Origin of the sequence: Corynebacterium sp. Marseille-P8863 (assembly GCF_946902955.1) — a bacterium.
Taxonomy (GTDB): Bacteria; Actinomycetota; Actinomycetes; order Mycobacteriales; family Mycobacteriaceae; genus Corynebacterium; species Corynebacterium gottingense.
In genome coordinates this window covers 39,353-50,378 of sequence record NZ_CAMPQC010000015.1, presented here as the reverse complement: position 1 = coordinate 50,378, position 11,026 = coordinate 39,353, and the positions used below count along the sequence as shown (strand labels likewise).

Sequence of the window (11,026 nt, the reverse complement as noted above, 5' to 3'; positions counted from 1 at the left end):
CTAACCAAAAACAAACCAACCCACACCACAACCAAAAACAATCGCAGTGCAGGATTGGCAAATCCTCAAATTACTTTCAGTGCCGACCCAACCCGACGGGGCAAAAACAGGCCGACACAACAAAAAATATAGTTACAAAACGCGAATCAAATCACGCACCATAACCAGCAAACACCACCTGCAACTAGAGGTTCACAAGCGATGCTACCGGCACACACCAACCACACAAAACGTGCAGCCAGCACAACACAGGCACGCAACCAATCCACAAACAAAAGTACATTGGCACACTATCGAGTTCTCAAACAACACACGCACATTCACCCACCACCAGGCGAATCACCCAGCAGCTGTAAAAAGCGACTTTATCGACACTACACAAACCACAATCCGAAAGTCAAATCCTTGACTTAAACCGGACCGAAGTCCATATTTTCTTATGTCGGCCAGCGATCGTTTTCCTGACCGCCATCTCACCAGCTCAACCCCCTTGCGGAGTCTGTCTGGCGGGGCGCTGTCGGTCTCGCTGACTCACATAAAGTTACACACACCCAAACACCAACACAAATCCCCAGCGTATGGGGCCTAAATCGCGCGTTAAAGGTGTCACTTAAATGCGCTTACGCAAGCGAACGCTCGATCTTGCCGCCGAGCTCGTTGATCTGCTCGACAAACTTGGGATATCCGCGGTCAATGTGGTGGACATCGTGCACGGTCGTCTGTCCATCAGCGACCAGGCCAGCGAGCACGAGTCCGGCGCCGGCCCGAATATCACTGGACCACACGTCAGTCGATGAGAGGTTTTCCACTCCCCTGATCACCACGTGGTGGCCGTCGACATTGGCGTCGGCACCCAGGCGAAGCATCTCGTCGACAAAGCGGAAGCGGGCCTCGAACACATTCTCCGTGATCACGGTGACGCCCTCGGCGATCGCGCTGATGGCGATGGCCATGGGTTGCAGATCCGTCGGGAACCCGGGGAACGGCAAGGTCTGGTAGTCCACGGCCTTGGGGCGCTGGTCCATGCGGACGCGGAACCCGTTTTCGTAGGTTTCCACGTTGGCGCCCGCGAGCTTGAGCTTGGACAGCGCAAGGTGCAGGTGGCGCGGGGCGATACCGGTCACGGTGATGTCGCCGCGGGTGATCGCGGCCGCGTATGCCCAGGTACCCGCCACGATGCGGTCACCCACTACGGAGTGCTCGGTGGGACGCAGCTCGTCCACACCGTCGATGGTGATGGTGGAGGTGCCAGCGCCGCTGATCTTCGCGCCCATGGAGTTCAGCATGTCGCAGAGGTCGACGACTTCGGGCTCGCGCGCGGCGTTGTCCAGCACCGTTTGCTCCTCCGCGAGGACGGACGCGGTGAGGATGTTCTCGGTCGCGCCGACAGACGGGAAGTCCAGACTGATCTTCGCGCCCGTGAGCTTCTCGGCGCGCGCAACGACGGCGCCGTGCTCGATGTGCGTCGTAGCCCCCAGCTTCTCCAGGCCGGATTGGTGCATATCCAGCGGTCGCGAACCGATCGCGTCGCCGCCCGGCAGCGCCACGTATGCCTCATGGCAGCGCGCCACCAACGGCCCGAGCACGGCGACGGAGGCGCGGAACTGGCGTACTGCGTCGAAGTCGGCGCGGGGCGAGACGGTGGCCGGGGTGGTAATGCGGACGGTCGAGCCGTCGATGTCGACGTCACAGCCGAGCCCGATGAGCACGTCGCGCATGAGCGGAACGTCGAGGATTTCGGGGCAGTTGTGCAGCGTCGTCGTGCCCTCCGCGAGGAGTGCCGCAGCCATCAGCTTCAGCACACTGTTTTTCGCGCCGTCGACCTTGACCACGCCTTCGAGTCGGTTACCGCCTGTTACAAGAAATCGCTCTTTCACGGGGCCTACTGTACTCAACTCGGGGTGCGGCGTGGCGTCGATAAGCAAAAAGCGTTACGGCAAGGCACCGATGCGGCGCGCGGCGTTGACCGCCTCGTAGCGGGTGTGCGCGCCGAGTTTGCGCATCACACTGCGCAGGTAGGACTTGACGGTCTCGGCGCCGATGCCCATTTCCTCTGCCGCCTCGACGTTGGTGTGGCCGAGCGCGACGCAGGACAGTACGTCCAGCTCGCGGGCCGAGAGCTTGGTCGACTGCTTGACGCGGACGGGCGAGACCATTTGGTCACACAGCTGCTCGAGCTCCTTGCGGAGTGCGTCGTCGTCGACCCGGTTGGCCAGCATGCGCAGCTTGGAGTGCGTGGAGCGGATCTGCTCCCACTCCGCGCCGTTCATCACGCGCCCCACCTTGGCCGTTCCCTTGCCGCCGTCGGCATTGCGGAGCGCGGCGTTCACGGCCAGCTCCTGTTCGAGGGTGCGCGCCGTCATCGCGACCTCCTCGATCACCTTCTCCCCCAGCCGCACCGGCGAGTGGACGCCAACATAGAGGACACCGCGAATATCGCGCAGCACGATGACCGGGACAGCGACAACGGAGTGCAGCCCCTCGTCCTGAATCTGCTTATCGTACTCGTGCGAAATGACCGCCGCACGCGTGTAGTCCGAGACGCCAACGGCGCGCCGCGTACTCACCACGCGACCGCCGACACCGGAGCCGTTGTCCAGCACGAGGTCCTGCAGCGCGGGAGTGCGCAGCCCGATCCACTGGGTGATCTGCAGCCTGTTGTCCGGCAGCAGCGTGCCGTACATGGCAACGGGGATGCCGGTCGCCGTCTTCAGCGCCGTCAGGGCTGCCCGAATCGCGTCGTCATCGTCCTTGATCCGCTGTGCGTCCATGGTCATTGCTGTTGAGCCTTCCACCCATCTGAGTGTCCCCACGGGGCCACCCGCGAGTTGAACTTGACGTTGAATCCCAACCATCATAACGCGACTTTGGGGGTAGCCAAAGTTCACCCCTCCCGCTGTATTCACACGCGCGGGTGTGGTTTTTGGGGGCGGTGGGCCTTCGCTTATCAACGCCCCCGCGCCCCCTCCCCGCACCAACCAGACTGTGCAGTCTACTCCGGTGAGACTACATAGTCTGTTTTATCCGTGTATAGTTGGCCGCACAACGGATTTGGATATGAACAGCAAGGAGCTGATCACCATGGCAAAGATCGCCAACAACGTCCTCGAGCTCATCGGCAACACCCCGCTGGTTGAACTGCACGGTGTGTCCAAGGACTCCAAGGCCCGCGTGCTGGCCAAGCTGGAGTTCTACAACCCGGCAAACTCGGTGAAGGACCGCATTGGTAAGGCCATCATTGAGGCCGCTGAGAAGTCGGGCGACCTGAAGCCGGGCGGCACCATCGTCGAGGCAACCTCCGGCAACACCGGCATCGCCCTCGCCCTGGCTGGCGCGGCCAAGGGCTACAAGGTCATCCTGACCATGCCGGAGACCATGTCCATTGAACGCCGCGTGGTCCTGCGCGCGTTCGGCGCAGAGATCGTCCTCACCCCGGGCGCGGCCGGCATGAAGGGCGCCGTGGAGAAGGCCGACGAGATCGTGGCTAATGATGAAGGCGCGATCCTGGCTCGCCAGTTTGAGAACGAGGCCAACCCGGCCATCCACTACGCCACCACCGGCCCGGAGATCTGGAACGACACCGACGGCGAGGTCGACATCCTCGTCGCGGGTGTGGGCACCGGCGGCACCATCTCCGGCGCCGGCAAGTACCTCAAGGAGCAGAAGCCGGACGTGAAGAACGTGGCCGTCGAGCCCGCTGCGTCCCCGCTGCTGTCCACCGGCGAGGCCGGCCCGCACAAGATCCAGGGTCTGGGCGCCAACTTCATCCCGGGCACCTTTGACCGTAACCAGATCGATGAGATCATCACCGTCTCCAACGAGGACGCCGTGTCCACCTCCCGCGAGCTGGCTCGCGAGGACGCCGTCCTCGCCGGCATCTCCGCCGGCGCGAACGTGAAGGCCGCACTCGAGCTGGCCGAGCGCCCGGAGAACGAGGGCAAGACCATCGTGGTCATCATCCCGGACTTCGGCGAGCGCTACGTCTCCACCATCCTCTTCGAGGACATCCGCGACTAGCGGAGGCGTTGGCCGCGGACTGCGCGGCGTCGAAAAGCACCACCCCGTGGTGCTTTTTTTATTTGCGCGGTTGTCCGAAAAGAGTAGGTAGACTACCCGTCATGCTGAGCGTAATTTCCCGCATGAGAGAAGACCTGGCCAACGCCAGGGAGCACGACCCCGCAGCGCGCGGCGATCTGGAAAACGCGGTGGTGTATTCCGGGCTGCACGCGATCTGGGTCCACCGCATCTGCCACTGGATGTGGGAGCGGGAATGGAAGGGCGCGGCGCGCATCCTCGCTCAGGCCAACCGCTTTTTTACCGGGATTGAGATTCACCCGGGCGCGACCATTGGCCGCCGATTCTTCATCGATCACGGGATGGGCATTGTCATCGGCGAGACCGCCGAGATCGGCGACGGCGTCATGCTTTACCACGGCGTCACCCTCGGCGGGCAGGTGCTGACGCAGACCAAGCGGCACCCGACGATTGGAGACAACGTCACCATTGGCGCGGGCGCGAAGGTGCTCGGTCCTGTCACGATCGGGGCGAACTCGGCCGTCGGCGCGAACGCCGTGGTGACCAAAGACATCCCCGAGAACTCCATTGCCGTGGGCATCCCAGCGAAGGCGCGCGAGCGCAAGGATACGGAGCTGCGGCGCCTGGTGGACCCGGACAGCTACTTCGACAACGGGCAGTACGTCATCTAGGGGCGCTTACTCCACCAGGTCCTTGTACTCCGGGTTCTGCACGATGTAGCGGGCGACCGCCGGGCAGGACGGGACAACGCTGAGGTTGTCCCCGCGGGCATCATCAAGCGCGAACTTGATCAGCGGCTTGGACAGGCCCTCGCCGCGAAACTTCGGGTCCACGACGGTGTGCGGCAACTCGCGCGCAGAGCCGCTGTCCTTGTAGGTGGCAAAACCGGCGAGCTCGCCGTCCACGTGGATCTCGTACTGACTCTTGTCCTCATTCTTGGACAGTTCCACGTTTGCTTGTGAAGTCTCGGGCATGATCGCTCCTTCTGAGAAGTCCGTCAGAGAGTGTTCGCTCAATCGGTGGCCCAGCCTACCGAAAGCACGAAGCCCCTCCACATTGTGGAGGGGCTGGGGTGTGGCTAGAGCCAGGATCGAACTGGCGACCCCACACTTTTCAGGCGTGTGCTCTACCGACTGAGCTATCTAGCCAGAACTGCTCAGGCAGTTCAGCGACCCTGACGGGACTTGAACCCGCGACCTCCGCCGTGACAGGGCGGCGCGCTAACCAACTGCGCCACAGGGCCATTATTGTGTTGTCTGTGCGATTCCTATCAGTGCATTCACTGTGTTCTACACTGTCGCTCGCACGAGTTGATACATTACACAGACCCCGTGCGAGCAAGCAAATCGCCTGCGCATACCCCATTTCCGGGCGGCGCGCTAGGACTCCTGCATTGCGAGGTACCGCCCGGTCTCGGACCCGGTGTGCGCATGCTTGTCGACGAGCTCCCGCACCGTTCCCGCAGCCACCACCTTGCCACCAGCAGAGCCGGCACCCGGGCCCAGGTCGATGACGTAGTCCGCGCGCGAGACCAGCGCCAGGTTGTGCTCGACGACGATGACGTCGTGGGCGTCTGCTGCGGCTACCTGGTGGTTCACACCGTGGAGTGTAGCCGTCGCAGATGCTTATCGACGCCCACGCGAGCCGCCCCTACCCGTACACCTTCTTCCCGGCGACCCAGGTCTGCCAGGTGATCGGCATGCCGGGCCGGTACGCCAGGTTGATGGCGTTGTCGGCGTCCAGGATGTGCAGGTCCGCTGCCGCGCCCGGCGCGAGCGTGCCCTTCGCGGGGCGGCCCTGCGGGTCCTTGCCTCCGCCGACGTTGTGGCGCCGCAGCGCCTTCGCGCCGCCGGTGGTGGCTGCCTCGATGGCCTCGTCCAGGGTGAGGCGCTGCTGCAGGACCGCGGTGGTCACGCAGAAGTTCATCGAGGACGTGAAGGACGTGCCCGGGTTGAGGTTGGAGGCGATGGCGACGGTGGCGCCGGCGTCGAGAAGCGCTCGGCCCGGCGCGAGCTCCTCGCGCGTAGACAGGTCGCAAGCGGGCAGCAGCGTGGCGACAGTGTCGGAACCGGCGAGGAGCTGGATGTCCTCCTCGGAGAGGTAGTTGACGTGGTCGACGCTCGCGGCGCCCTGCTCCACGGCAAGCTTCACACCGGGGCCCTCGCCGAGCTGGTTGCCGTGGACGCGCACGCCCAGGCCCGCGGCCTTGCCGGCCTCGAGGACGCGGCGGGACTGCACCTCGTCGAACGCGCCGCGCTCGCAGAAGACGTCGATCCACTGCACGTGGTCCTTCACCGCGTCCAGCATCGGGCCGACGACCTGCTCGAGGTACTCGTCGGCCTCCTCCCCCGGCGGCACGAGGTGGGCGCCGAGGAAGGTGACTTCGTCGACGTGGCGCGAGGCCACGCGCGCGGCCTCCGCCTCGGACTCGACGTTGAGGCCGTAGCCGGTCTTGGTCTCGAAGGTGGTGGTGCCCAGCGCGTGAGCGGCCGCAACGCGCTCGGCCACCAGCTGGTCCAGGCGCTCCTCGCCGGCGGAGCGGGTGGCCTCCATGGTCACTGCGATGCCGCCGGCGGCGTAGGACTCGCCGGCCATGCGGGCCTCGAACTCCTCGGCGCGGTTGCCGTCGAAGACCATGTGCGTGTGCGAGTCCACCCAGCCGGGCAGGACGGCGCGGTTGCCCACGTCCACGGTTTCGGCGTTGCTTGCCTCCGCTGGGGCTTCGGCGGCTGGGCCGACCCAGGCGACCACGCCATCGTCGATAAGCAATGCGGCGTCTTTGATGGTCCCGAGCTCGGAGACGGTGCGGAGCTCTGAAATTCCGGTGATAAGGGTGCTCATGGGTTCCTTTCTACTTGTCGCGTGCGTGGAACTCCATGGGGATGCGCACGCCGCGCTCCTTGGCCACCTCGTCGGCGCGGGAGTAGCCGGCGTCCACGTGGCGGATCACGCCCATGCCCGGGTCGTTAGTAAGCACGGCCTTGAGCTTCGCCTCGGCGAGCTCGGTGCCGTCGGCGACGGTGACCTGGCCAGTGTGGATCGAGCGGCCCATGCCCACGCCGCCGCCGTGGTGGATGGACACCCAGGTCGCGCCGCCGGAGACCGCGGTCATGGCGTTGAGCAGCGGCCAGTCAGCGACGGCGTCGGTGCCATCGAGCATGGACTCGGTCTCGCGGTATGGGGAAGCCACGGAGCCGGAGTCCAGGTGGTCGCGGCCGATGACGATCGGCGCCTTGACCTTGCCCTCCTTGACCAGGTTGTTAAAGATGACGCCGGCTTTAGCGCGCTCGCCGTAGCCGAGCCAGCAGATGCGGGCCGGCAGGCCCTCGAACTCGACGTATTCCTCGGCGGCGTCGAGCCAGCGGTGCAGGTGCTCGTTTTCCGGGAAAGCCTCCTTGATGGCCTGGTCGGTGACCTTGATGTCCTCCGGGTCGCCGGAGAGCGCGACCCAGCGGAACGGGCCGAGGCCCTCGCAGAACAGCGGGCGGATGTACGCCGGGACGAAGCCCGGGAACTCGAAGGCGCGGGTGTAGCCGGCCTTGCGCGCCTCGTCACGGATGGAGTTGCCGTAGTCAAAGACCTCGGCACCCTCGTCCTGGAATTCCACCATGGCCTGGACCTGCGTGGCCATGGCCTCGCGAGCCTTCTTGGTAAAGGTGGTCGGGTCCTCGTCCGCCTCGGCGTTCCAGCTCTCAAACGGGATCTCAGTGGGCAGGTAGGACAGCGGGTCGTGCGCGGAGGTCTGGTCCGTGACGATGTCCACGGTCAGCTCGCCCGCGCGGTGGCGGCGCAGCATCTCCGGGAAGATCTCGGCGGCGTTGCCCACCAGGCCGACGGACAGGGCGCGCTTCTCCTCCTTCGCCTCGGTGACCAGCTTGATGGCCTCCTCGAGGTCGGTCGTCACCTCGTCGAGGTAGCGCTTGCCCTGGCGACGCTTCAGGCGGGCCTCGTCGACGTCCACGATGAGGCAGGCGCCGCCGTTGAGGGTGACGGACAGCGGCTGCGCGCCGCCCATGCCGCCGCAGCCGCCGGTGAGCGTGAGGGTGCCAGCGAGGGTGCCGTCGAAACGCTTCTTCGCCACTGCCGCGAACGTCTCGTAGGTGCCCTGCAGGATGCCCTGGGTGGCAATGTAGATCCAGGAACCGGCCGTCATCTGGCCGTACATCATCAGGCCCTCGTCCTCGAGCTTGCGGAAGTGCTCCCAGTTCGCCCAGTCTCCGACCAGGTTGGAATTGGCAATGAGCACGCGCGGGGCCCACTCGTTGGTCTTCCACACGCCGACCGGCTTGCCGGACTGCACCAGCAGCGTCTCGTCGGACTCGAGGTCCTTCAGGGTTTCCACAATCGCGTCGAACGCCTTCCAGCTGCGCGCGGCGCGGCCGGTGCCGCCGTAGACGACGAGATCGTCCGGGCGCTCCGCAACCTCTGGGTCGAGGTTGTTCTGCAGCATGCGCAGCGGGGCTTCAGTCTGCCAAGACTTCGCGGTGATGTCAGTGCCTCGCGGTGCACGGACCTCGCGCGCGCCTTCAGACCAGTTCTTCGCCATGGAAATGTCCTTTCGTGTTGTCCAACCGACTTACGGTAATGAGAGTAACGGTCATCACAAGAGGACAAAAGGGTGATATACGGTGGGGTGTCTCGTATGCGAGACACCCGCGAGCCCCTACCGCAGCTCGCCGACCACGGCCTCCACGGCCGCCACGTAGTCACCGCCCTTCACCAGCTGCACGGAATGCTCCATCTCCGGGGCGAGGAAACGGTCGGTCGCGGGGGCGTCGACAAGCGCACGAAGCGCCCCAATCGCTGCCGCGGTACCGGCTGCCGGCTCGCCCTCGCGCATGTCCAGGGCGCGCGCGGCGGTGAGGATCTCCACGGCCAGCACACGCTGCAGCCCGTCGACACTGCGGCGCAGCTTGCGCCCCGCGGCCCAACCCATGGACACGTGGTCCTCCTGCATCGCGGACGACGGGATCGAATCGGCGGACGCGGGCGTGGCGATGCGCTTGAGCTCGCTGACAATGCCCGCCTGCGTGTATTGCGCGATCATGTGGCCGGAGTCCACGCCAGGGTCATCGGCGAGGAAGGCGTTGAGCCCGCGGTTGCGGGCCGGGTCAAGGAAGCGGTCGGAGCGGCGCTCGCTAATCGACGCCAAGTCGGCGACCACAATGGCCAAGAAGTCCAACGCGTAGGCCACCGGCGCGCCGTGGAAGTTGCCGTTAGAGGACACTCGGCCGTCCTTGGTCACCACCGGGTTGTCGATGGCGGAGGCGAGCTCCCGGTTCGCCACGTTGGTGACGTGCGCGAGCGTGTCGCGCAAGCCGCCGGCAACCTGCGGCGTGCAGCGCACGGAGTACGCGTCCTGCACGCGGGTGGCCTTGAACTCCTCGCGCGCCGCCGCCAAGATCGGCGAGTCTGCAGCCACGGTGCGGATGTTGTAGGCGGCGTCGGCCTGCCCCGGGTGCGGGCGCAGCTGCTGAAGGTCGTCGTCGAACACGGTGAGCGTGCCGGTGAGCCCCTCCACGGTCATGGCGGTGGCGATGTCGGACACCTTGGCAGCTTCGCGCAGGTCCGCGATGGCCAGGCACAGCATGCCGAGCATGCCGTCGGTGCCATTGATGAGCGCCAGGCCCTCCTTCTCGCGCAGGACGAGCGGCTCAATCCCCGCCTGGGACAGCGCGTCCGCCGCCGGCACGACCTCGCCGCCCCGCACGCGGACCTCGCCCTCCCCCAGCAGGGCGAGCGCGCAGTGGGCCAGCGGCGCGAGGTCGCCGGAGCAGCCGAGCGAGCCGTACTCGCGCACGACCGGGGTGATGCCCGCGTTCAGCGCCGCCGCGTACGTCTCGGCAACGACGGGGCGAACGCCGGTGCGGCCCGTGCACAGGGTGGACAGGCGTAGCAGCATGAGCGCGCGGATGACCTCTTCCTCGACCTCGGGGCCCGAGCCAGCGGCGTGGGAGCGCACGAGCGAGACCTGCAGCTGGGCGCGCAACTCCTCGGGGATGTGGCGGGTGGCAAGGGCGCCGAAGCCGGTGGAAACGCCGTAGACGGGGGTGGGGTCTGCGGCGAGTTCCTCGATACGGGTGCGGGTGGTGGCGATTTCTTCGAGAGCGGCCGGGTCGATGGCCACCTCAGCGCCGTGGCGGGCGACGGCGACGACGTCCTCGATGGTCAGCGCGCCGATTCCTAGTGAAACTGTCTGCATATCTGTCATGGGCGCGATAATAGACCATAAATGTGTCACATCTCATAACTGCCCGAAGAAATGTGCGCGCAGGTGCGCGGCTGCGTCGCCCAGCGCGGACGTCAGCTTCCGCTCGTCGGCGCTGCCCACCGGGTACGTCACCGCCAGCGCGGCCGCCGGGCGCGAGAGGTGGTCGAGCACCGCCACGGCGACCGACTCCTGCCCGCGGGAGACATCTTGGGATTCTGTGGCCCACCCTTGGCGTCGATAAGCGTGCAGCTCCTCCTTGCACTCGCGGAAGCTGCGGCGCGACCCGGAAGCATTGAACACCGCGCGCAGCTCCGGCTCCGGCAGATGCGCAAGCATGATGCGCCCCGAGGCGGTGGAGAGCGTGGGCAGGCGCACGCCGACCTCCGTGACCAGCGAGGCGGCGCCCGGCGCGCGCACCTCGTGGAGGTAGACGGTCTCGGCGCCGGCGAGCCTGGTGAGGTGTGCCGACCCGCCGGCCAGCTCCGCAATCCGGGCGAGCGGCGCGGTGGCCAGGCGCACCAGCGGCTGCTGCGTGGTGTACGCCTGCGCCATGCGGTACGAGGCCAGCCCCAACCCGTAGGTGCCCGCCTGGCTCAAATGGACCACAAAGCCGGAATCCTCCAGCTCGCGGAGCAGGTGGTACGTACTCGAGCGCGGGAGACCCAGCTCGCGCTGGATGCGGGTGGCGGAAAGCGGCACGTCCGAGGCAGACAGCAGAGCAAGGATGCGCAAGACATTGTGCGCGGCCGGGACTTGTGGTGAATTCATCCCGCCTAGTAT

General features: G+C 65.9%; 10 protein-coding genes and 2 tRNA genes. 2 read left to right on the top strand and 10 right to left on the bottom strand.

The window, feature by feature from the left end; genetic code table 11:
• Positions 1-620 precede the first annotated feature (620 nt).
• Both murA and ramA read right to left on the bottom strand, forming a co-directional pair.
• Entirely contained in the window at positions 621-1,877 is a 1,257-nt protein-coding gene (gene murA / locus OVO38_RS09955; RefSeq protein ID WP_267208388.1) for a UDP-N-acetylglucosamine 1-carboxyvinyltransferase, read from the bottom strand.
• A gap of 54 nt (positions 1,878-1,931) precedes the next feature.
• Positions 1,932-2,771, bottom strand: a complete 840-nt coding sequence (gene ramA, locus OVO38_RS09950; RefSeq protein ID WP_095279018.1) for an acetate metabolism transcriptional regulator RamA — start codon at positions 2,769-2,771, stop codon at positions 1,932-1,934.
• Between the two features lie 310 nt (positions 2,772-3,081).
• On the opposite strand from ramA, the gene cysK reads away from it, so the two are divergent.
• Positions 3,082-4,017, top strand: coding sequence for a cysteine synthase A (gene cysK / locus OVO38_RS09945; protein ID WP_095279019.1), 936 nt, complete (start codon positions 3,082-3,084; stop codon positions 4,015-4,017).
• 101 nt (positions 4,018-4,118) lie between these two features.
• Positions 4,119-4,706: a serine O-acetyltransferase EpsC gene (epsC, locus tag OVO38_RS09940; protein WP_095279006.1), complete on the top strand. Its 588-nt coding sequence runs from the start codon at positions 4,119-4,121 to the stop codon at positions 4,704-4,706.
• Positions 4,707-4,712: 6 nt separating this feature from the next.
• Here epsC and OVO38_RS09935 read toward each other — a convergent pair whose 3' ends face one another.
• The 8 genes from OVO38_RS09935 to OVO38_RS09900 form a co-directional block, all read right to left on the bottom strand.
• Positions 4,713-5,009: a GNAT family N-acetyltransferase gene (locus tag OVO38_RS09935; protein WP_095546444.1), complete on the bottom strand. Its 297-nt coding sequence runs from the start codon at positions 5,007-5,009 to the stop codon at positions 4,713-4,715.
• 101 nt (positions 5,010-5,110) lie between these two features.
• Positions 5,111-5,183 (bottom strand) — tRNA-Phe (locus tag OVO38_RS09930).
• Between the two features lie 21 nt (positions 5,184-5,204).
• Positions 5,205-5,278, bottom strand: a tRNA-Asp gene (locus tag OVO38_RS09925).
• 136 nt (positions 5,279-5,414) lie between these two features.
• Positions 5,415-5,633, bottom strand: a complete 219-nt coding sequence (locus OVO38_RS09920; protein ID WP_267208387.1) for a hypothetical protein — start codon at positions 5,631-5,633, stop codon at positions 5,415-5,417.
• Positions 5,634-5,685: 52 nt separating this feature from the next.
• Positions 5,686-6,876 carry an imidazolonepropionase gene (gene hutI, locus OVO38_RS09915; protein WP_267208386.1) on the bottom strand — a complete coding sequence of 397 codons (1,191 nt, stop codon included), beginning with the start codon at positions 6,874-6,876 and terminating at the stop codon, positions 5,686-5,688.
• Positions 6,877-6,886: 10 nt separating this feature from the next.
• Positions 6,887-8,581, bottom strand: coding sequence for a urocanate hydratase (gene hutU, locus OVO38_RS09910; protein WP_267208385.1), 1,695 nt, complete (start codon positions 8,579-8,581; stop codon positions 6,887-6,889).
• A gap of 117 nt (positions 8,582-8,698) precedes the next feature.
• Positions 8,699-10,246 (bottom strand): histidine ammonia-lyase, encoded by a 1,548-nt coding sequence (hutH, locus tag OVO38_RS09905; protein WP_267208384.1) that lies wholly within the window; start codon positions 10,244-10,246, stop codon positions 8,699-8,701.
• A gap of 33 nt (positions 10,247-10,279) precedes the next feature.
• Positions 10,280-11,014, bottom strand: coding sequence for an IclR family transcriptional regulator (locus OVO38_RS09900; protein ID WP_095547761.1), 735 nt, complete (start codon positions 11,012-11,014; stop codon positions 10,280-10,282).
• Positions 11,015-11,026: the final 12 nt, after the last annotated feature.